21 protein-coding genes and 1 other RNA gene are annotated in these 20,202 nt (G+C 38.4%); 11 read left to right on the top strand and 11 right to left on the bottom strand.

Annotated features, from left to right (window positions below; genetic code table 11):
* Nucleotides 1–397: 397 nt before the first annotated feature.
* From ABDV71_RS10720 to ABDV71_RS10710, 3 genes are all read right to left on the bottom strand, one after another.
* On the bottom strand, nt 398–802 hold the full coding sequence (locus ABDV71_RS10720; protein ID WP_343532444.1) for a hypothetical protein: 405 nt from the start codon (nt 800–802) through the stop codon (nt 398–400).
* 75 nt (nt 803–877) lie between these two features.
* A complete protein-coding gene (gene topA, locus ABDV71_RS10715; protein WP_343532443.1) occupies nt 878–3,418 on the bottom strand; it encodes a type I DNA topoisomerase in 2,541 nt (846 codons plus the stop codon).
* A 227-nt stretch (nt 3,419–3,645) separates the two neighbouring features.
* Entirely contained in the window at nt 3,646–4,335 is a 690-nt protein-coding gene (locus ABDV71_RS10710) for a hypothetical protein (RefSeq protein WP_343532442.1), read from the bottom strand.
* Between the two features lie 421 nt (nt 4,336–4,756).
* On the opposite strand from ABDV71_RS10710, the gene ABDV71_RS10705 reads away from it, so the two are divergent.
* Nucleotides 4,757–5,275: a glutathione peroxidase gene (locus ABDV71_RS10705; protein WP_343532441.1), complete on the top strand. Its 519-nt coding sequence runs from the start codon at nt 4,757–4,759 to the stop codon at nt 5,273–5,275.
* An 8-nt stretch (nt 5,276–5,283) separates the two neighbouring features.
* Nucleotides 5,284–6,138, top strand: coding sequence for a M90 family metallopeptidase (locus ABDV71_RS10700; RefSeq protein ID WP_343532440.1), 855 nt, complete (start codon nt 5,284–5,286; stop codon nt 6,136–6,138).
* A gap of 186 nt (nt 6,139–6,324) precedes the next feature.
* On the opposite strand, the gene ABDV71_RS10695 is transcribed toward ABDV71_RS10700, so the two are convergent.
* Nucleotides 6,325–7,956: an ABC-F family ATP-binding cassette domain-containing protein gene (locus ABDV71_RS10695; RefSeq protein WP_343532439.1), complete on the bottom strand. Its 1,632-nt coding sequence runs from the start codon at nt 7,954–7,956 to the stop codon at nt 6,325–6,327.
* 153 nt (nt 7,957–8,109) lie between these two features.
* Here ABDV71_RS10695 and ABDV71_RS10690 point away from each other — a divergent pair, with 153 nt between their 5' ends.
* Entirely contained in the window at nt 8,110–8,802 is a 693-nt protein-coding gene (locus ABDV71_RS10690) for a hypothetical protein (protein WP_343532438.1), read from the top strand.
* Nucleotides 8,803–8,873: 71 nt separating this feature from the next.
* On the opposite strand, the gene mnmA is transcribed toward ABDV71_RS10690, so the two are convergent.
* Both mnmA and ABDV71_RS10680 read right to left on the bottom strand, forming a co-directional pair.
* Nucleotides 8,874–9,965 carry a tRNA 2-thiouridine(34) synthase MnmA gene (gene mnmA / locus ABDV71_RS10685; RefSeq protein ID WP_343532437.1) on the bottom strand — a complete coding sequence of 364 codons (1,092 nt, stop codon included), beginning with the start codon at nt 9,963–9,965 and terminating at the stop codon, nt 8,874–8,876.
* Between the two features lie 79 nt (nt 9,966–10,044).
* Nucleotides 10,045–11,163 carry a LacI family DNA-binding transcriptional regulator gene (locus ABDV71_RS10680; RefSeq protein ID WP_343532436.1) on the bottom strand — a complete coding sequence of 373 codons (1,119 nt, stop codon included), beginning with the start codon at nt 11,161–11,163 and terminating at the stop codon, nt 10,045–10,047.
* A gap of 204 nt (nt 11,164–11,367) precedes the next feature.
* Here ABDV71_RS10680 and topB point away from each other — a divergent pair, with 204 nt between their 5' ends.
* From topB to ABDV71_RS10655, 5 genes are all read left to right on the top strand, one after another.
* Complete coding sequence (topB, locus tag ABDV71_RS10675) at nt 11,368–13,215, top strand: DNA topoisomerase III (RefSeq protein WP_343532435.1); 1,848 nt, start codon at nt 11,368–11,370, stop codon at nt 13,213–13,215.
* Nucleotides 13,216–13,531: 316 nt separating this feature from the next.
* Nucleotides 13,532–13,900 (top strand): STAS/SEC14 domain-containing protein, encoded by a 369-nt coding sequence (locus tag ABDV71_RS10670; RefSeq protein WP_343532434.1) that lies wholly within the window; start codon nt 13,532–13,534, stop codon nt 13,898–13,900.
* A gap of 3 nt (nt 13,901–13,903) precedes the next feature.
* A complete protein-coding gene (locus tag ABDV71_RS10665) occupies nt 13,904–14,341 on the top strand; it encodes a hypothetical protein (RefSeq protein ID WP_343532433.1) in 438 nt (145 codons plus the stop codon).
* A gap of 14 nt (nt 14,342–14,355) precedes the next feature.
* Nucleotides 14,356–14,916 carry a pyridoxamine 5'-phosphate oxidase family protein gene (locus tag ABDV71_RS10660; protein WP_343532432.1) on the top strand — a complete coding sequence of 187 codons (561 nt, stop codon included), beginning with the start codon at nt 14,356–14,358 and terminating at the stop codon, nt 14,914–14,916.
* A 172-nt stretch (nt 14,917–15,088) separates the two neighbouring features.
* On the top strand, nt 15,089–16,123 hold the full coding sequence (locus ABDV71_RS10655) for an LD-carboxypeptidase (protein WP_343532431.1): 1,035 nt from the start codon (nt 15,089–15,091) through the stop codon (nt 16,121–16,123).
* Here ABDV71_RS10655 and ABDV71_RS10650 read toward each other — a convergent pair.
* Entirely contained in the window at nt 16,098–16,913 is an 816-nt protein-coding gene (locus ABDV71_RS10650; protein ID WP_343532430.1) for an MBL fold metallo-hydrolase, read from the bottom strand. The genes ABDV71_RS10655 and ABDV71_RS10650 overlap by 26 nt on opposite strands.
* An 87-nt stretch (nt 16,914–17,000) precedes the next feature.
* Between ABDV71_RS10650 and ABDV71_RS10645 the strand changes: the two genes are divergently transcribed.
* The 3 genes from ABDV71_RS10645 (at nt 17,001) to ABDV71_RS10635 (ending at nt 18,117) form a co-directional block, all read left to right on the top strand.
* Nucleotides 17,001–17,396, top strand: a complete 396-nt coding sequence (locus tag ABDV71_RS10645; protein WP_343532429.1) for a hypothetical protein — start codon at nt 17,001–17,003, stop codon at nt 17,394–17,396.
* 124 nt (nt 17,397–17,520) lie between these two features.
* Nucleotides 17,521–17,700 (top strand): histone H1, encoded by a 180-nt coding sequence (locus ABDV71_RS10640; protein ID WP_113635034.1) that lies wholly within the window; start codon nt 17,521–17,523, stop codon nt 17,698–17,700.
* A gap of 105 nt (nt 17,701–17,805) precedes the next feature.
* Nucleotides 17,806–18,117, top strand: coding sequence for an antibiotic biosynthesis monooxygenase (locus ABDV71_RS10635; RefSeq protein WP_343532428.1), 312 nt, complete (start codon nt 17,806–17,808; stop codon nt 18,115–18,117).
* A gap of 42 nt (nt 18,118–18,159) precedes the next feature.
* Here the strand turns inward: ABDV71_RS10635 and rnpB are convergent.
* From rnpB to ABDV71_RS10615, 4 genes are all read right to left on the bottom strand, one after another.
* Nucleotides 18,160–18,533: RNase P RNA component class A (gene rnpB / locus ABDV71_RS10630), an RNA gene on the bottom strand.
* A gap of 246 nt (nt 18,534–18,779) precedes the next feature.
* A complete protein-coding gene (locus tag ABDV71_RS10625; protein ID WP_343532427.1) occupies nt 18,780–19,238 on the bottom strand; it encodes a c-type cytochrome in 459 nt (152 codons plus the stop codon).
* Nucleotides 19,239–19,242: 4 nt separating this feature from the next.
* Nucleotides 19,243–19,884, bottom strand: a complete 642-nt coding sequence (locus ABDV71_RS10620; RefSeq protein ID WP_343532426.1) for an SCO family protein — start codon at nt 19,882–19,884, stop codon at nt 19,243–19,245.
* Nucleotides 19,885–20,127: a YHS domain-containing protein gene (locus ABDV71_RS10615; protein ID WP_343532425.1), complete on the bottom strand. Its 243-nt coding sequence runs from the start codon at nt 20,125–20,127 to the stop codon at nt 19,885–19,887. It lies immediately after the preceding gene.
* Between the last annotated feature and the right edge of the window lie 75 nt (nt 20,128–20,202).

The raw sequence follows: 20,202 nt of genomic DNA, 5'->3' as shown, positions 1-20,202 counted from the left end.
GACTTAAGAAATTTTAAAACGGCGAAGCCATTTAGGTTAGAACCTTAGACTTACGAAGTTTAACTTTATTTGTTTGTTTTTTTTGAAAGGTGAAGTTGAGGGCTTTGCCGTTTAGAAACTTCGTAAGTCCTAATAGTGTAGAACACCCCGCCCTTTAGACACCCCTCTGGAAGAGGGGAATTGAAATTGGGCATAAAACCTCTCCCTAGCCCTCTCCTTAAAAAGGCGAGGGGATGGAACAGTACAAAACAACAAACTAGTAGTGATATATATAAATAGTAGCTCCTTACTCTCTCCATTTTAAAGGGAGAACCGAAGTGTAACGAGCTCATTGATGCCGAAATAAAATAAACGACTATCAATAAATGCCCAAAGGGCAGAGAGGGTTTAAATAAACCTACTTAATCATCACGCCAGGTTTATTCAGCACTGGAATTCTAATCAAATTGCTATCAATAATACTTTCGGGAAGGAAAATGAATTTCTTATCGTAAATGGTGTTACCAATGTAATAGCTCAACCAATATTCATTGGTGAGACCAAAAACAGCGGGGTCAATGGCTTCTACACCAGCGTATCCCTGTGCTTCAACATCACCTATAAAATGCCTTAATAATGAGGTTTTAACTTCCTTACCATCTTTCTCGCCATAACCTTTCGAAGTAATCAGTACGTTAGTGATCGGTTCGTTCTTTAAATTCACCAAGTAAACGGTCCAATTTTTCACTTCTGGGGTTTCGCTCATTAAGGCAACGGCAATGGCAACGTCTTCTACGATATTTTCAGGTAAGTCTTTTTTCATAATAGAGAGTAAGGATAAAAGAGCAAAGAATAAAGACTTGGTTTTGTCCTTAATCCTTGCTCTTTATTCTTTTAATTACTTTTTCTTAGCTACCGCTTTTTTAGCAGGAGCTTTCTTTTTGCTTTCAAAAGCATCAGGTTTTTGAGCTATAATGAGCGCTTTTACTTCATCCAAAGAAATATTTGAAAGTTCCTCTGCCGTATATTTTTGTTTGGTAGCTGGGTTATTACCAAGTTTCAGCATGTCCTTACCAAAGCGTATAAAAGGTCCCCATCTACCATTTTCAATTGCTATTTTATGTTCTGTCCATTGCTGGATAAAACGATTGTTTTCTTTCTCAACTTTTTTGCTGATTAATTCCTCAATATCCTTTTGAGAAAGGTTGTCGAAATTATAAGCTTTTGGCACATTGATAAACAACTCATTCCATTTAATAAATGGTCCGAAACGTCCTTTACCTTTAGTTACAGGCATATTTTGGTAATGGGCCACAGGCGCATCAGCATCTAATTTTTCGCTAATAATTTCAATTGCCCTGTCGTTATCTATGGTTAATGGGTCTACATTTTTAGGAATAGAGATAAAAGCATCGCCCCATTTTACATAAGGTCCAAAACGTCCCAATCCAACAGAAACCTCTTTACCTTGGTAATCTTCCAATTGGAAAGGCAACTTAAATAAATCCAATGCCTCTTCAAGTGAAATGGTACCTACAGATTGCATTTTGGTTAAGCTGGCATAACGTGGCTTATCTGCTTCATCATCACTAATCTCTCCAATTTGCACCAATGGACCGTATCTGCCTACTTTGGCATAAACGTTTTTACCACTTACAGGGTCAACGCCCAATAAGCGTTCACCTGTTGCTCTATCAGCAGTTTCAATCGTGGTTTCTACTTCATTGTGAAATGGTTTGTAAAAGGAGTGGAGCATGGCCGTCCATTCTTGCAAACCCTGTGCAATTTCATCAAACTGCTTTTCAACATTAGCGGTAAAGTTAAAATCAACAATACCTTTAAAATGCTCAACTAAGAAATCGTTTACTACTTCCCCAATATCAGTAGGGAAGAGCTTAGCCTTCTCAGCACCTGTAATTTCAGATTTCTTTTGTTTGGTGATGTCACCATTGCTCAACGCAAGCGATAAATATTCTCTCTTTTTGCCATCCCTGTCTTCCTTCACCACATAACCTCTATTTTGGATAGTTGAAATGGTTGGCGCATAAGTAGACGGGCGGCCAATGCCAAGCTCTTCCAGTTTCTTTACCAAACTAGCCTCTGTATAACGTGCTGGCGGTCTTGAGAAACGCTCTGTAGCCAACATTTCCTTTAATGAAAGTTCCTGACCTCTGGCTAATGCGGGAAGCATGTTGTTTTCGTTCTCGTCTTCCTCATCATCGGTCGACTCCAAGTATACCTTTAAGAAACCGTCGAACTTTAATACTTCGCCTTCTGCACCAAAAACTTCGTTACGAGTGCTTACACCAATGTCAACGGTTGTTTTTTCAAAAATAGCCTCACTCATTTGCGAAGCAATGGCACGCTTCCAAATCAGCTCGTACAAACGTCTTTCTGAAGCATCTCCGTTAATGGTATGTTGGTCGAAATAAGTAGGGCGGATGGCCTCGTGAGCCTCTTGTGCACCCGCAGATTTCGTTTTGTAAACTCTTGGTTGGTGGTATTGGTTACCATAAGCCGATTTAATTTCGGCAGCAGCAGCAGCAATGGCAGTTTCCGATAAGTTTACCGAATCGGTACGCATATAGGTAATTTTACCATTTTCGTAAAGCCTTTGCGCAATCTGCATCGTACGAGCAACCGAAAATCCTAGTTTTCTGGAAGCTTCCTGTTGTAAGGTAGAAGTGGTAAAAGGGGCTGCTGGATTACGTTTAGCGGGTTTAATCTCTAAGTTATTCACCTTGAAATTAGCTCCGATACAATCTTGAAGGAATTTTTCAGCCTCTTCAGCCTTTTCAAATCGCTGAGGCAATTCTGCTTTTACAATTTCTTTCCCTTTACCCGTAGTAAATTGTGCGGTAATCTTAAAAGCAGCGGTACTCTCAAAATTATTGATTTCACGTTCTCTGTCTACGATTAAACGTACGGCGACTGATTGTACACGGCCTGCCGAAAGTGAAGGTTTTACTTTTTTCCAAAGTACTGGCGAAAGCTCAAAACCAACCAAACGGTCTAAAACCCTACGGGCTTGTTGTGCATAAACCAAGTTATAGTCAATACCTCTTGGCGTTTCTATTGCTTTTAATATCGCAGGCTTGGTAATTTCGTGAAATACAATACGTTTTGTTTTCTCTGTTTTTAACCCTAATGTTTCAAATAAGTGCCAAGAAATAGCTTCTCCCTCGCGGTCCTCATCGGATGCTAGCCAAACCGTTTCGGCATCCTTAGCTAATTTCTTTAATTCGGTGACCACCTGCTTTTTATCAGCGGGCACCTCATAAGTTTGCGAAAAATTATTGTCAACGTCAATGCCCATGTCACCCTTAACCAAGTCGCGAATGTGGCCGTAGCTAGATTTTACTAGGAAATCTTTTCCAAGGTATCCTTCTATGGTTTTCGCTTTTGCGGGTGACTCAACTATCAATAAATTTTTTGCCATTAATTAGGGGTTTTTGTGCAAATAAAACTATAAAATCAACCAAATTCAAAATTGGTAGCGTTTTTTTTGAAATAAAATTTTAAAGCAGGCCAAAATTAGGAACACTAGCCGTTCATTTATTAGGTTACATTATTAAGCTGTTTTATGGACCTCTTAAACCTGGCTGAAGAGATTAAAATATCGCTTGGGAAGCTGAAAGTGGCTATTATGATTATTCTAAAATCAAATTATTTAGTTGTAAAACTATCTAACTGCATCTTATACATAAAGCCTCGGCGGGTTCGGCCTGTAGAAATATCTTTATCAATAGCTTTTACTTCCTTAACCACCAAACCTATATTTTTGGCATAAGTCTCTAAATAAATATCCTCTCTAATCAAATTCACTTCCTTGTATTGAATAATATTTAGCGTCGAATCAAGTTTGTTAGTTCCTATCGTCAATGGCGCATCAATGTCAGTAATCTCATGACGCCAAATATCCAAATCGTTATAAAGGTTGCCATTCCATGTCGATTGCAAGGAAGGGGGAAATACCAAGCGCACATACCTTCTATTATCCAAAACCTCTTCAGCCCTGTTATTTATAATACGACGGGTAATGAGCTTTTGGAAAAACCAATCTTGCGTACTGGTTTTCTTATAACGTTCCACCCGGTAAGCCTCATAACCTTCCATATCTTTAAATTTACTTACTACAATATCCTTTAGCTGAAATTGGAATAAGGTAGTAGAGTTGTTGAAGTCGTTATAAACGGTAGAATCTACATTATAGATAGTTTCCTGATTTACTTTTAGCGGAAAATAATTTAAAGCAAAATCAGGCTTCGATAAATTTGTCTCCTTATTGCAAGAAGAAAACCACAAAGCACTAAAGAATAGTACAAGACTATAGTATGATAATCGAGCAGATTTCATTTAACCAAATATATAAATATTTTGAGGCATCGTTAAAAAAAAAAGCAAAACTTCAAACGAATACCTTTAATATATATTCACTCATGGCCGTTGGGCCTAGTCCTTTTCTCTTGAAGAAAAGTACCAAAAGTACAAGGCTGATTGTACAGTGTTGCTCCAGCTCATTAAAGCTTTAATTGCGCTAGCTGAGCCGTGTGTAAGGTTTAGCTCAATCCCAAATTCCCCTCTGCTAGAGGGGTGCCCGAAGGGCGGGGTGTTTAAAACAGATACCGTTGAAAGACTTACGAAGTTTTCAAAACTTCGTAAGTCTCGTAAAAGTATCACCAGAATTTTTACCTAGAAGCTACAGTTCATTTAAACTTAGCATCACAGAAACAATCTTTTTCTCCCTATATTCGTTTTATATAAAAAACTAAAAATCATGCTTAATACTTTATTATTGTTTTTGGGCTTAATAACAGCGCCAAATCCACCAAAAGATATTTACGGTTTTTCTTTTAAAACCTTAGACGGTAAAGAAGTAAAGCTTTCTAAATTTAAAGGAAAGAAAATTTTAATTGTAAATACCGCTTCTAAATGTGGCTACACCAAACAGTACGAAGATTTAGAAAAACTACACAAGCAATACGGTAAAGAGGTTGTGCTTATTGGCTTTCCTTCAGCAAATTTTGGAGGACAGGAATTAGGTAGCAATGCAGAAATTAAAGAATTTTGCACTAGTAAATTCAACACCACTTTTTTAATTGCTGAAAAGAGCGATGTAAAAGGTGAAGGTATTACACCATTGTTCCAATATTTAACTACACAAACCAATCCTGATTTCACCGGTGATATTAAATGGAACTTTGAAAAATTCCTTATCAACGAAAAAGGAGAGTTGGTACACCGTTTCCGTTCTGCCGTTAAACCACTTGATGAACAGATTGTAAAAAACTTTTAATCTAATAGATGCCTTACGAAAAGCTTCGATTTCGTAAGGCATCTATCTTTGCATACACGAATTCGCCACTCTATAACGCTAACCAATTACCTGTGAATCTATATCCATATTTAATTCTTCTTGTTTTCTTTGCCGTTGCCCTTTATTTCATTTTTAGGAAGAAGAAAGTCAATCCTAGCATTTTAAGCAACGAGGATAAACAGCTATTGCTAGAACATGTAGAGTTTTATGCAGCACTTAACGCTGATAAAAAGAAAGTGTTCGAAGAAAAGCTAGCCCATTTTTTAGGGGGTATTAAAATTGAAGGAATTGGCGTTGAAATTTCTCCGTTAGACAGAATACTGGTAGGAGCAAGTGCCGTGATTCCGATTTTAGGTTTTGACGAATGGGAATACCGTAATCTTGGTACGGTACTATTATATCCAGATACTTTCAATAAGGACTTTCAGTTTGCTGAAGGTGAGCGAAACATTATGGGCATGGTGGGCGACGGTTACATGAACGGACAAATGATACTGTCCCAATCGGCTTTAAGGCATGGCTTTAGTAAAAGTGCAGGCAGAGAAAATACCGGCATACATGAATTTGTACACTTATTGGATAAATCAGATGGTGCCACTGACGGAGTTCCCCAAAATTTCATGAAACATGGGTACGCTATTCCATGGGTGAAAATGATGCACCAAGAAATACAAAAAATTGAAGATAACCAGTCGGATATTAACCCTTATGCCATTACCAATGAAGCGGAGTTTTTTGCAGTAACTTCTGAATATTTCTTTGAAAATCCTGAAAGAATGAAAGACAGACATCCAGCTTTATATGATAGTTTGAGTAAGATTTTCGGGCAGAAATTGGCCTAGATCCCTTTTAGGGAGAGATGCCAAAGGCAGAGAGGGTTTTGAATGTCGCATAGTCCAAAGATTTCTCCATTTTGCTACGCTCCAGTCGAAATGACGCTACTTTTAAAGTCAATGCAATATTCAACTCTATGTTCATAAAGACCAAAACGTCACTTACATAAAAGGCGCCTTTAAGCGCCTTTCTTGTTATTTCTCAATTTCTTTTAAACTATCCATTTTCTTATAAGCCAAGAAACCTTTGATATCTTCAAAGTGCTCACGTACACGTTTGTTGCCAAACTCAAATACTTTTTCAGCCAAGCCATCTAGGAAATCCCTATCGTGAGAAACTAAGATTAATGTACCATCAAAGTCGCGTAAAGCATCTTTGATGATATCCTTTGTTTTCATATCCAAATGGTTGGTAGGTTCATCCAGAATCAACACATTTACTGGCTCCAGTAAAAGCTTAATCATAGCTAAACGTGTTTTTTCACCACCAGATAACACTTTTACTTTTTTGGTGGTATCGTCGCCACTAAACATAAAGGCACCTAATAAATCCTTGATTTTCACACGAACATCGCCAACAGCAATTTGATCTATCGTATCAAAAACCGTTAATTCTCCATCTAATAATGCCGCTTGGTTTTGAGCGAAATAGCCAATTTTCACATTATGCCCCACTTTTAATTCACCTTCGTAGTCAATCTCACCCATAATGGCTTTGATCATGGTCGACTTACCCTCGCCGTTTTTACCTACAAAAGCCACTTTCTGTCCACGCTCAATCACCATCGAAGCTTTCTCAAACACTAAGTGCTCACCATAAGCTTTGGTCAATTCTTCTACAATTACCGGATAATTTCCAGAACGGGGAGAAGGAGGGAATTTCAAACGTAGGGCAGAATTATCTACTTCATCTACTTGAATAATTTCTAATTTCTCCAGCATCTTCACTCTTGATTGTACTTGAAGAGTTTTAGAATAAGTTCCCTTAAAACGATCAATAAATTCCTGATTGTCGGCAATAAAACGTTGTTGCTCTTCATAAGCCTTTAATTGATGCTCACGACGTTCTTTGCGTAATTGTAGGTAGTGGGTGTATTTTGCTTTATAATCGTAGATACGGCCCATGGTTACCTCAATGGTTCTATTCGTAATATTATCTACAAAAGCACGGTCGTGAGAAATTACGATTACCGCTTTGGCAGAGTTGATCAAAAAGTCTTCCAGCCATTGGATACTTTCAATATCCATGTGATTGGTAGGCTCATCTAGTAAAATAAGGTCTGGTTTCTTCAATAGGATTTTGGCCAACTCAATACGCATGCGCCATCCACCAGAGAATTCTGAGGTTTGACGGGTAAAGTCAGAACGGAGGAAGCCCAATCCCTTTAATACTTTCTCTACTTCTGCATCATAATTAACTTCCTCAATGGAATAAAATTTTTCGCTAAGTTCTGATACCCTTTCAATCAATTTCATGTAATCGTCAGTATCGTAGTCTGTACGAATATTAAGCTGTTCGTTTAAGCTTTCTAGCTCATCACGCATCTGATAAACTTCACTAAAGGCCTTTGAAGTTTCTTCAAAAACAGTCACATTGTCTTCAGTAAGCAAGTGTTGTGGCAAATAGGCAATAACTGCATCCTTAGGACCAGACACATGTCCGCTAGTTGCTTTACCTGCACCTGCAATAATTTTTAACAGGGTAGATTTACCCGCTCCATTTTTGCCCATAAGGGCTATCTTATCGTTTTCGTTGATGGAAAAAGACACATCGCTAAAAAGCGTTGTCCCGCCAAATGATACCGAAATGTTATTTACGTCGATCAATGTAATTCGTCTTTTTTAATGAGCCGCAAAGATAGTTGAAGAAATCGTTTTTAATTAATAATCTAATCGTAAATATTTATCTTGCTAAGGATTAGTTTAAGGTTCAAACTAGGTAAAATTAAAATGAGGAATTCTTAAAAACAACCATTTTTAATGATGAAAAAATATTTATTTGGTTTTGGGCTAATAGTTCCGATGTTGTTTGTTTATAGTTTTAGCGAATCAAAAAAGTCTATCGCTCCCCAACAAAAAATAAAACCAGCGGATTTTATCCCCAAAGGATTTGTGCTTTTTAATACCATAAAAGGAGATCTTGATAAAGATGGATTATCTGACGAGGTGTTAATTGTAAAAGGAACTGACAAAAGTAAAATCATTGTTAATCGCTTCGAAGAGCGGGTTGATCGTAACCGAAGAGGCATCATCATTTTACTGAATAAGAGGGGCCGATACGAGCTCTCAATTAAAAATTTAGATTGCTTTTCATCTGAAAATGAAGATGGAGGTGTTTACTTTCCGCCAGAACTTAGTGTACAAATAGAGAAAGGAAATCTTTACATTCAATATTCACACGGTAGATATGGTTATTGGCGTTATACTTTCAGGTTCCGCAATGCCGATTTTGAGCTCATTGGCTACGACTCCAGCAACAATTTCGGTCCTAGAATTGATCGAAAAACCAGTATCAATTTTTTAACAAAGAAGAAATTGGTAAAAGAAAATACAAACCAAAATGCCGAGAGTGGTGATGAAGTTTTTAAAGAAAAATGGTCTAAACTTCCTGCAAAACCGTTGGTAAAACTATCTCAAATTAAAGACTTTGACGACTTAATTAGCGGTGAATAAGTGTTTAACGATGGTTGCGTAAGACTTACGAAGTTTCTGAAACTTCGTAAGTCTTTATATAGATGCTTCAATTACACTAAAAAGCCACCACCTAGCAAATCGTTACCTTCGTAAAACACAGCAGATTGACCTGGAGCAATTGCAGAAACCGCATGGTCAAAAACTACACGCATTTGGTCTTTCTCTTGTACAATTGTACTTAGAGTACCTGCATCTTTATAGCGTATTTTGGTCACTACGTTATCCAAAGGTTCGTTAATATTTTCGTATTTAATTAAATTAACATTTCTAACCATCGCTTCACGGCGTTCCAATTCATCGGCCCTGCCTAAAACAACGGTATTGCTTTCCGGCAAAATTTGGGTCACAAACATCGGCTCGCCAAAAGCAACACCTAAACCTTTACGTTGTCCAATGGTATAAAAAGGGTAGCCTTTATGCTGACCGATCACCATTCCTTGAGTATTTACAAAGTTTCCACCTGCTACACGCTCTTCCAAATCTTCAACTTTGTGTTTTAAGAAAGCACGGTAATCGTTATCAGGTACAAAGCAAATCTCATAACTTTCGCTTTTTTTAGCCAGTTCTTCTTGGCCCATATCTAAAGCCATTTGTCTAATTTCAGATTTAGCAAAACTACCTAATGGAAATTTGGTTCTGGCCAAGTTTTCTTGAGATACTCCCCACAACACATAAGATTGGTCCTTGTTTTCGTCTTTACCTTTAGAAATTACATAACGACCACTGTCTTGTTGACGGATATTGGCATAGTGCCCAGTAGCGATAAATTCACAGTCAAGCTTATCTGCGCGTTTTAATAGTGCTTCCCATTTGATATAAGTATTACACAATACACAAGGGTTTGGTGTTCTTCCTGCTAGATATTCATCCACGAAATTGTCGATTACAAAATCACCAAATTCATCTCTGATATCTAAAATATAGTGAGGGAAGCCATAATTTACGGCAAGCGTACGGGCATCGTTGATGCTATCTAAGCTGCAGCAGCCAGTTTCCTTACTGTTACTACCTGATGTAGCGTAATCCCAAGTCTTCATGGTTAGGCCAATTACTTCATAACCCTGCTCGTGCAACATCACTGATGCTACCGAACTATCAACCCCGCCACTCATGGCTACTAAAATTCTTCCGTGCTTGCTCATTGTCGTAAATAAGAGTGCAAAATTACGTAATTAGTTTAAAACTGCCTCATTCGGAGGTCGTGACAATGTCAAAAGTAGCTCAACTACCGCTCGATTTTCTAATTTGAAGTTCTGTATCCAGTAAGATGGTCTCTTCGGGACCAATATCTTTACCCTTGATCAGACTAATGAGCGTTTGGGCGGCCAGCTCGCCAATTTGACGTGAAGGTTGACGTACCGTACTCAATGAAGGATTTAAAACAGCTGCTAAATCCGAATTACTGAATCCTATCAATGCAATATCTTTGGGTACCGTAAATTTATGTTCCATTAGATAAGCCAATACTTTAGTGCTCAACAAATCGGTAGCCGTAAATATAGCTTGTGGTTGTTGTTTAAGCAATTGTTCCATGGCTTCGGCCACATTTTGATCTATCTGTTGAGCAGTATCGCAAAAGGCTACCAATTCCTCCCGGTAAATAATTCCGTGGTCTTCAAGTGCTTTTTTATAGCCTTCAAAACGCTCCGCTGTGGTCGTTAAAGTTGCGTTGCTATTCAGATGCGCAATTCGGGTGTAACCATTAGAAATCAGATGTGTGGTAGCCTGATAGGCGCCACTTAAATTGTTGGCGGCAATTTTATGAGCCGTCATTTTTTCGCTAATTCTGTCGAAAAGGACTACTGGAAATCCCTGTGATTGCAACTCCTTTAGGTGGCTAAAATCAGCAGTTTGGTAGGAGGGAGAAATCATGATTCCATCTACACCGCTAGCATGCAGCAAATTAATGCAGGCTTGTTCTTGCTCATAAGACTCTTTGCTTTGCATGATGATGATCTGATAGCCATTTTCAGTACAAATCTGGTCAATGCCATCTAGCATTTGGGCTACAAAGTTATTGTCAATAGAGCAAATCACAACCCCTATAGAACGTGTTTTACCAACTTTCAAACTGCGGGCCATACGGTTGGGCACATAATGGTGCTCTCTGGCATAGGCCAACACTTTTTGTTTAGTTTCCTCTCCAATCTCATGGCTATCAGTAAGTGCTCTGGATACCGTAGAAACCGAGATATTTAATGCTTTGGATATGTCACGTAGGGTAATGCTCATTTTCACTATAAAGATAGGATAGTTTAACAAGCTGTTTAAAATTTCATTCAAAAATATTTCAGTGATATGATTATTTCCTTCAAAATGAATAGGCAATTGAAGGCTCAAACCTCGTAGGTTTCGAAAACCTACGAGGTTTGATAACGCACAAACACTTCTACAAGCTCAGTATGACAACAACGAAGGACTGAAGTAAACAGGTATTGCCGTCCATTTATCTGCCTAGGGTTCAATTGCATACTACAGTGTTGATAAAATGAAGTGCTGCATGTATTTTAAATTTAGGATATTTAACCTCCATTTTATTCAGATATGAAGATAGTAATTGCCGAAAAACCCTCTGTAGGACGTGAGTTAGCCAAAGTTTTTGGGGCTACAACCCGTAAGGATGGGTACATTGAAGGCAAGGGCTATTCGTTCACTTGGGCTTTTGGACATTTACTACAACTGGCCCCACCACAGGAATATGGCTTTTTTGGCTGGCGCAAAGAACATTTGCCGATGTTGCCAAACAAGTTTAAACTTTCCATCCGCAAAATAAAAACCAAGGATGGGATGGTAGAGGACCCTGGAGTAAGAAAGCAGCTTGATACCATAAAAATGCTGTTTGATGAAGCTACAGAGATCATTGTAGCAACAGATGCTGGGCGTGAGGGCGAACTGATTTTTAGGTATATCTACTCTTATCTAAAATGCAAAAAACCATTTAAACGTCTGTGGATTTCTTCACAAACAGATGAGGCTATTAAAGATGGATTTAGAAACCTAAAACCTGGCACTGAGTACGACACCTTATTCAGTTCGGCACACTGTCGTTCTGTATCTGATTGGCTGGTAGGCATGAACGCCACGCAAGCGCTAAGTATTTCGGCAGGGAACAGGAGTGTGCTTTCTTTGGGTAGGGTGCAAACACCTACCTTAGCCATGATTTGTGCCCGTTACCTTGAAATAAAGAACTTTGTTCCTAAAATATATTACCAGATTGGTATCCAGCTAGACAAGGATGGCCAGTTATTCAAAGCTATCTCTGTAGATAGTTTTGATGCCAAAGAGGAGGGAGAAGCCATCTTTGAAAAGGTACAGGATGTGGCTTCTGGTTTTAGCAATGGTGGAAATATTACCGCAGTGGAAGCTAAACCAAGAAAAGAACCACCTCCACTTTTGCACGATTTAAGTAGTTTGCAACAGGAAGCCAATAAAAAGAATGGTTTTACCGCTGACCAAACTTTAAGTTTATTACAGAACCTCTACGAAAGTAAATTAGTGACTTACCCACGTACGGGAAGTCGCTACATTGGCGACGATATTTTTGCTACGGTACCTGCATTAATTGCCAGTTTAACTGACCATGGCCAGTTCGCTAAATCTGCGGTGGCCTTGCAGGAAATGACTTTAAACAAAAGGAGTGTAAATGCTAAAAAGGTAACCGATCACCATGCTATTTTAGTAACTGGCGTTAAACCTGGCAGTTTAAGCAAAGACCATCAGGCTATTTTTGATTTGGTTGCTGGACGCATGTTGGAAGCTTTCCACCAGGAATGTGTGAAAGAAGTCACTAAAATTACTATTCAATCGGAGATTGTTTTTGTGGCCAATGGGACGGTTATCCGCTCTGCAGGATGGCGTTCTGTTTTTAATGAAGTTGAGGATGATAAAAAGGATGAGGACAATCCCGCTTTACCAAAAGTAAAAAAAGGGGAAGCTTTACCTATCGTGAACAAAGCCTTCTTGGAAAAACAAACAAAGCCGAAAGCGATGTACAATGAAGCTTCTTTATTAAAAGCTTTAGAAACCTGCGGAAAAGAAATTGAGGATGAAGAACTTAGATACGCTATGAAAGATAGCGGTTTAGGTACACCTGCCACTCGAGCAGCCATTATCGAAACCCTGCTAACTAGGGAATATATCATCCGTGAAAAACGCAATTTGGTACCAACTGCTAAGGGATTAGCTGTTTACGAAGTGGTTAAAGACAAGCGCATTGCACAAGCAGAGCTTACCGGCGCTTGGGAAAAACGTTTAGAGGAAATCCGTTCGGGAGCCTCGGTTCAAGACTTTAAGTCGGAAATTATTGATTACACCAGAAGCATTACCCAAGAGCTACTTACTGATGGCGCTGCCATTTCTCAACAGTTGGCTACGCCTGTGGTGACAGCTTAGCTTTTAACTGCGCTATGCAGACTTTTAAGCTATGTTACACGATGAACCATCATTAATACCGAGAGCGTTAAGAAGACTACTCGCTATCTCTCCCTTTGGAGGGAGATAAGGAGGGAGGACTAATATTATTTCAATCTTTCCTTCTCCTTGTCACTCGAAGAGGGGAATATTCTACAAAGCCACAGAAAAAATCTATGCTAGATAAGATTTAAGAAGCTTTTAAAACTTTCTAAATCTCAACCGCCAAATCCCAAAATCACAATTTAGGGAAACCATTACCTTCAAAAATCTGTTATGCTTAATAAAATTTATAGTTATGTTAAGCATTATCAGAGATATACCACCACACGTATTTGGCGTAAAAGCTACAGGGCAGGTCACGGCCGACGACCTTAAAAGTGTACTGCTCCCTGGACTAGAGGTACTCACCCAAAACCATAATGATATTTACTACCTACTGGTGCTGGAAACACCTGTAGAAAACTTTACCGCTGGTGCTTGGTACCAAGACATGGTAGCAGGTTTGAAGCATTTTACCAAATGGAAAAAAATAGCTGTGGTTACCGATGAAACGGCCGTAGAAAAATTCACAGATGCTTTTAGCTATATCGCTCCAGGAGAATCTAAAGGCTTCAAATTGTCACAGCTTAACGAAGCAATTGATTGGTTAAGCATAAAATTGTAAGTAATGAAATGGATTAAAAATATGACTGCAGGCCTTATTGGTGCTGTAGCCTTAAATATATTGCACGAAGTAGTACGCAAAAATGTTAGAAATGCCCCTCAAATCAATTTATTGGGAGAGGAAGTAGTCAACAAAACTTTAAGCCAAGTGGGCACACCCATTGTTGATGCCGAGGACTTACACAGAGTAACTTTGGAGGCTGACCTTATTGCCAACGCCACCTATTATAGTATGATTGGTGGAAGCGGCAGGTACATTTGGCCAAAAGCAGTAGCCTTAGGGTTAAGTGCAGGGATTGGAGCCATACAATTACCCGAGCCATTAGGTTTAGATTCTAGACCTGTTACTCGTACTACACAAACTAAAGTGCTTACCGTAGGCTATTATTTGTTTGGCGCTTTGGTAACTGCCACCGTTTTAAAAACACTCTTTAAATCATAGAAAAGGAAAAATAGATGGAAAATTCAAATGTGAGCAGAGATAGCTCTAACAATACACAGGATACAAAAGACCATATCAAAACCCTAGAAGGGAAGGAAGCGGTTGAAAAACTTAAGGATTTGGCAAAGGGGGCAGAAAACTGTTTCTTTTGTACCAGTATCAAAACCGGATTGCCGCTATCAGTAAGACCGATGTCTGTTTTAGATGTAGATGACAGCGGAAATTTATGGTTCATGAGTCAGGCAGATAGTGAAAAAAATAAAGAAATTGAAGCTGACCCACTAACTCACTTATTTTTTCAACACCATAAAAATTCGGGTTTTTTAAATGTTTATGGAATTAGTGAGATCATAGAAGATCGAAAAAAGATAGAAGAGCTTTGGAATCCACTACTTAAAGTTTGGTTTCAAGACGGAAAAGAGGATGACAAAATTAGCGTGATTAAGGTAGCACCAACGCAAGTCTATTATTGGGATACCAAACATGGGGAAGCCGTTGCTTTCATCAAAATGGCCGCTTCGGTCATCACTGGAAAAACCATGGATGACTCTGTAGAAGGGAAATTAGAATTTTGACGACGTACTGATTAACGTTGTACAATAGACCTGACAGTAGCCGATAGCTCCCAAAGTGTACGCGGGACTAAAGGCGAATGGCAGGACTGTAGTGAGCGAAGGCCTAGTGTCTTCGCTCTTCTTTTTTAAAAGACTTTGGCGTATTGTGGGCTAATTGGTAAATTGCCCTATCATGAACCGCAAACTATTTCTTTCGTCGTTACTACCAGCATCGGCCGCGTTATACGCTTTTAAAAGCAACGCTGCTGTTATCCAATCAAGTAGTGAAATCCTTAAGCATAAAAAACCTCCCTATCTAAAACAAGGAGATATGATTGGCATTACCTGTCCAGCGGGATTTATTACCTATGATGAAATTGCGCCGGCCATACAACAGATGGAAAGTTGGGGCTTTAAAGTAGCGATAGGAAAAACCGTTGGCGCCCGCGATTTTACTTTTGGTGGTACTGATGAGGAACGTTTGGCCGATTTACAACAAATGTTGGACGATACGAGCATTAAAGCCATTATGTGCGCCAGAGGCGGGTATGGAGCCGTAAGGATTATAGATCAGTTAGATTTCAGTGTTTTTAAGGTCTCGCCCAAATGGTTAATTGGTTTTAGTGATATTACTATTTTACATTGCCATTTGAATAGTAATTACCGCTTTGCAAGTATCCATTCTAAAATGTGCAACAGTTTCCCTACGGACTGGACAAAAGCCGAACCTATACAGATTGATACCATTAAATCGATAGAAAAAGCTTTAAAAGGAGAGGAGCCGATGAGCTACGAGGCCAGTTATCAAGCAAATAATAGACTAGGTGAGGCCGAAGGCGAATTAGTGGGAGGCAATTTGCGCTGTATTGAGAATTTAGCTGGCAGTGCCTCGGAAATTAAAACCGATGGCAAGATTTTATTTGTGGAGGATGTTGGTGAATACCTATACAGTATAGATAGGATGTTTTTTAATCTTAAACGTAGTGGCAAACTCAGTAAATTGAAAGGTTTAATCGTGGGTGGTTTTAGGGTTAAAAAAGATGATGAAGGCGATGGTTTTGGCAAAACATTAGAGCAAATTGTATTAGAAAAAGTAAAGGAGTTTAACTACCCAGTGTGTTTTGATTTTCCAGTAGGTCATCAAAAGGCCAATTATGCTTTAAAATGTGGCATAAAACATCGTTTAAGTGTAACGGGGCAAACTACAACGTTGAAAGAACTTGCGTAATTTGTTTTAAACTTATTTGATACACAGGGGTTTCTTCTAACCTTGAAGCCACAATTATTTCCGTGCCATTGGCTACTTCACTAAATAGCTGGTGCACCAAGTCAGGACAATTATTTTCCCTGCTTAGATGCGAAAGAAGCAGATGGCTCATAAACTCTGGTCGATGGTTTACAAATAAATCGAGCGCTTTTTTATTGGACAAGTGCCCGTTTCCACCTCTTATCCTACGTTTTAAGAAATAGGGATAATTACCCTTGTCAAGCATCTCATCATCGTAATTAGCTTCTAAAAACGCAGCGTGACACTGTTTAAAATGATAAATAAGATTTTCGCAATGGTCGCCTATATCCGTAAAAACACCAATTTTCACGTTATTATAAGCTACCGTAAAGCTATGTGGTTCAGCTGCATCATGTAATTTAGGGAATGCCACAATCTCTAAATCGCCAATCAGAATAGGCTCTGTACTTGAAAATGAATAAACCAAGTGAGAAGGCAGGATTTGTCGTCCTCCCAAATGTGTTTTTTCAGTAATATAAATGGGCAATTGGTATTTCTTGGCCAATACCGGCAAGCCTTTGATGTGGTCGGTATGCTCATGGCTGATAAAAATAGCCCTAACTTTTTGCATACTTAACCCCAAACGGCCAAGACGGGCTTCTGTTTCTTTACAGCTTAGGCCTGCATCTATCAACACGGCATCATCATGATTGCCAATATAGAAACAGTTGCCATTGCTACCAGTGTTTAGTGAGCTAATAAATAACGACATCGATACAAAGTTCGCCATTTTACCCTACTTTGCATTACACTAATTTTAAACATTATCACATTACGAAAACATCGCCTAGTAATTAACTGTTTTAATTAAAAAGCCATGGAAGAAAAATTTAACAATGCCACTCCTCAGCGACCAGCTGGAAGTCGTGCTTTGGACGGACAAATGGTACCTGTAGACTTACCCAATTTCATCAAAGAGATTAAAAATGAAACATCATACCATGAAAATGGGAAGAATGCCATTACGGTTTTTAAGTCGGAACACACTACGTTGACCTTAGTAGCACTAAAAAAAGGTGAAAAAATACAATCAGGTACTGAAGAAGGCCATTTATTGATGAACCTATATGTAATAGAAGGAGATTTAAGTTTTTCTGCAAAAGAAAAAGAGCAATATCTATCAGTAGGACAACTACTTAACTACCATTACGATTATCCATTTCAAGCTATAGCGCACGCAGAATGTGTGTGCCTACTTACCGTGATTAAATAGAAGTAAGAGATACAAAATGTGAATTGTTAAAAACTTGCGTGAAAAAAGCATATCAAAAAAATAAAGAATTGCTTGTTTATTCCGTTTAAGTGATATATTTGACCAATAAATTAAAATTATAACAATGGAAAAATTTGCAAAAGTTAAAGAAGTAGTTGCTGCTATCGAGGCAGACGTAGAGAAATTTTACAACGCAGGTAATTCAGCTGCAGGAACTAGAGTACGTAAAGCTATGCAAGATCTTAAAGGTTTAGCTCAAGAAATTCGTACTGAAGTTACAGAGAAAAAAAATAGCGCAAAATAATAACCGCTCAAAGTAATTAGTAGAAGACCTTGTTTAAATACAAGGTCTTTTTTTATAGGCTCTCTAAAACGTTTTTGTACATTTACTAAAGCAAAAAATATAAATATGATTGCAGTACAAGTTACCTACAAAATTAACGCCGACTTTGTTGAAGAGAATAAACGTAATATTGCTGCTTTTTTAGCTGATTTTAGAGAACTGCAACACAGCAAGTTTTTATACCATGTGTACGTTAAAGAGGATGGACTAACTTTTGTACATGTTTCTATGTATGAAAATGAAGAAATACAGCAACAGATTTTAAACACGCCTTCTTTTCTTACTTTTCAGCAACAGAGAGATGAGAGAGGACTAATAGGCCCGCCATTTATTGAACAATTGGCACACGTGGGTTCTTCATTAAGAATAATCAAATAAACAAAAAGTGGCGTTACCAAGGCAACGCCACTTTTTGTTTTATATAAATGCAAACCTATAAGCCGGGTTCTGTTTCCTCCTAAAAGGATTTCTATCATTAATCTAGGATAAATGTTGCCATTTACCTCTAACGACCTACCCACTAACATCGGACGAGCAGCCCTACATGCGTTAGCCTATTTGGTCTTTCAACTCCCGGGGTTTACCAACCCTGCTATCACTAACAAAGCTCGTGAGCTCTTACCTCACGTTTTCACCCTTATCCCAATGCAAGATCAGGACGGTATATTTTCTGTGGCACTTTCCGTAGTTTGGGTTTTCATTCCCAAACCCCTTCCCGTTAGGAAGCGAGATGCTCTTTGTTGCCCGGACTTTCCTCTTCAATATGAAATTGCAGCGATAGAACGGTTTGCATTGTACAAAGGTAACCTTTTTATTTCGTTTAGATTTAGAAAAGCTTTTTTTAGAGAATCTTAAGCTTATGAATTTTGCTTTAAACCTCGCAGGTTTTTGAAAACCTACAAGGTTTGTCTATTCTGGCTCAAATTCACCTCTCTTAGAGGGTGCCTGAAGGGTGGGGTGTATAAACAAAAAAGACTTACGAAGTTTTTAAAACTTCGTAAGTCTAGCCTCGCAATGACGAATGATGACCAAAATTTACCTTATTTACAATTCTGCAAATCCTTTGCTACTTGCTCATAAGTGTACATTCCTTGCTGATTGCCAAATGAATTGGTAACATACACCATAACCTGTGCAATATCAATATCGTGCAAATCCTTGAATGCAGGCATCTTTTCTTGATAAGTTTTACCATGAATTTGCATAGGTTCACTTACCCCATTTTTGATATAGCAAGCGAGTTTTTCTTTGTTAGTTTTTAAAAATACCGTGTCGGTGAGTGGGGGAGCCAACTCTCCCAAACCCTCGCCGTTTGCTCCGTGACAATTTTGGCACCTGGCCACATAAATATCCTTACCATTAGAAAGATATTTAGCCATTTCAATTTCACTTGCGCTTTGACAGGCATTAATCACTATGGCAGCCGCTGTTAAGAAAAAGGTATAAACCACCATTTTCTTTACGGTAATGCTTTTAACTTTTGACTTTTGATTTTTCACTTAATCAGTCTTTTTCGGCTAATAAAATATCCATATCGCTTTTCAGCTTTTCTACTTCTTCGGTTTTGGTACCATCGTAAGCTCCTCTAATACGTCTATGCTTATCAATAAGTACCAACCAACCTTGATGTACATAGCCGTCGGTAGCTGCTTTGTCTTCCTGTACCGCTACCAGGTAATCTTTCTCAGCTAAACCATACACGGCCGCTTTATCACCATATAAAAATTGCCATTGAGGCACATCAACGCCTAATTTTTGTGCATATTTTTTCAATACAGACGGCTTGTCATATTTAAAATCAATGGTGTGTGAAAGAAACATCACTTCAGGATTACCTTTATACTTGTCGTAAATGGTTTTCATATTACGATGCATAATAGGACAAATGGTTGTACAAGAAGTAAAGAAAAAATCAGCTACATAAATCTTGTTTTTAAAGGCATCTTGTGTTACTTCAACACTATCTTGGTTCAAAAACTTAAAGTCAGGTATTGTTTTGTAAACGGTATCTATTTTCTCATTACCATTGGCATCTTTCGTAATTTTAGCTTCACGATCCCCATAAATCGGTAATTTTTTCTCTTGAGTACAAGCTGCTCCGAACAATAGTGTTCCAAATGCAGCATATAGGATTATTTTTTTCATCTATTTAAGATATTTTTCAGGGTTTTTATCAAATTTTAATTTACAGGTCTTGTTACAGAATACATATTCCTGTTTATTGAAAGTACTTTTAATACTGCTTGACGTTTTCACTTTCATCTTACAAACTGGGTCTATTTTCAAGCTGTCGCTAACAGCGGTTTTTTGAAATTCATTGGTAGTGGCGTTGCCCTGTGTCCACCAGCCACCAAGGGCAAAAATACAGATTATTAAAGTTGTTTTCATATAACATTAGGGGTTTATGCCACAGATGCACAGATTTTACGTTTTCATAAAACATCGCCCGTCATTTCGACTGCA

The organism is Pedobacter sp., from assembly GCF_039594775.1.
Classification (GTDB): Bacteria; Bacteroidota; Bacteroidia; order Sphingobacteriales; family Sphingobacteriaceae; genus Pedobacter.
Note: the sequence above shows the minus strand (reverse complement) of the source record. Positions and strands in the feature narration are given on the sequence as shown.

Coding starts and splice junctions, on each gene's coding strand:
- ABDV71_RS10635 (WP_343532428.1), top strand. CDS start 17,806: ATGATTGCAGTACAAGTTACCTACAAAATTAACGCCGACTTTGTTGAA.
- ABDV71_RS10660 (WP_343532432.1), top strand. CDS start 14,356: ATGGAAAATTCAAATGTGAGCAGAGATAGCTCTAACAATACACAGGAT.
- topB (WP_343532435.1), top strand. CDS start 11,368: ATGAAGATAGTAATTGCCGAAAAACCCTCTGTAGGACGTGAGTTAGCC.
- topA (WP_343532443.1), bottom strand. CDS start 3,418: ATGGCAAAAAATTTATTGATAGTTGAGTCACCCGCAAAAGCGAAAACC.
- ABDV71_RS10655 (WP_343532431.1), top strand. CDS start 15,089: ATGAACCGCAAACTATTTCTTTCGTCGTTACTACCAGCATCGGCCGCG.
- ABDV71_RS10690 (WP_343532438.1), top strand. CDS start 8,110: ATGATGAAAAAATATTTATTTGGTTTTGGGCTAATAGTTCCGATGTTG.
- ABDV71_RS10640 (WP_113635034.1), top strand. CDS start 17,521: ATGGAAAAATTTGCAAAAGTTAAAGAAGTAGTTGCTGCTATCGAGGCA.
- ABDV71_RS10665 (WP_343532433.1), top strand. CDS start 13,904: ATGAAATGGATTAAAAATATGACTGCAGGCCTTATTGGTGCTGTAGCC.
- ABDV71_RS10670 (WP_343532434.1), top strand. CDS start 13,532: ATGTTAAGCATTATCAGAGATATACCACCACACGTATTTGGCGTAAAA.
- ABDV71_RS10620 (WP_343532426.1), bottom strand. CDS start 19,884: ATGAAAAAAATAATCCTATATGCTGCATTTGGAACACTATTGTTCGGA.
- ABDV71_RS10710 (WP_343532442.1), bottom strand. CDS start 4,335: ATGAAATCTGCTCGATTATCATACTATAGTCTTGTACTATTCTTTAGT.
- ABDV71_RS10615 (WP_343532425.1), bottom strand. CDS start 20,127: ATGAAAACAACTTTAATAATCTGTATTTTTGCCCTTGGTGGCTGGTGG.
- ABDV71_RS10720 (WP_343532444.1), bottom strand. CDS start 802: ATGAAAAAAGACTTACCTGAAAATATCGTAGAAGACGTTGCCATTGCC.
- ABDV71_RS10700 (WP_343532440.1), top strand. CDS start 5,284: ATGCCTTACGAAAAGCTTCGATTTCGTAAGGCATCTATCTTTGCATAC.
- mnmA (WP_343532437.1), bottom strand. CDS start 9,965: ATGAGCAAGCACGGAAGAATTTTAGTAGCCATGAGTGGCGGGGTTGAT.
- ABDV71_RS10650 (WP_343532430.1), bottom strand. CDS start 16,913: ATGGCGAACTTTGTATCGATGTCGTTATTTATTAGCTCACTAAACACT.
- ABDV71_RS10645 (WP_343532429.1), top strand. CDS start 17,001: ATGGAAGAAAAATTTAACAATGCCACTCCTCAGCGACCAGCTGGAAGT.
- ABDV71_RS10705 (WP_343532441.1), top strand. CDS start 4,757: ATGCTTAATACTTTATTATTGTTTTTGGGCTTAATAACAGCGCCAAAT.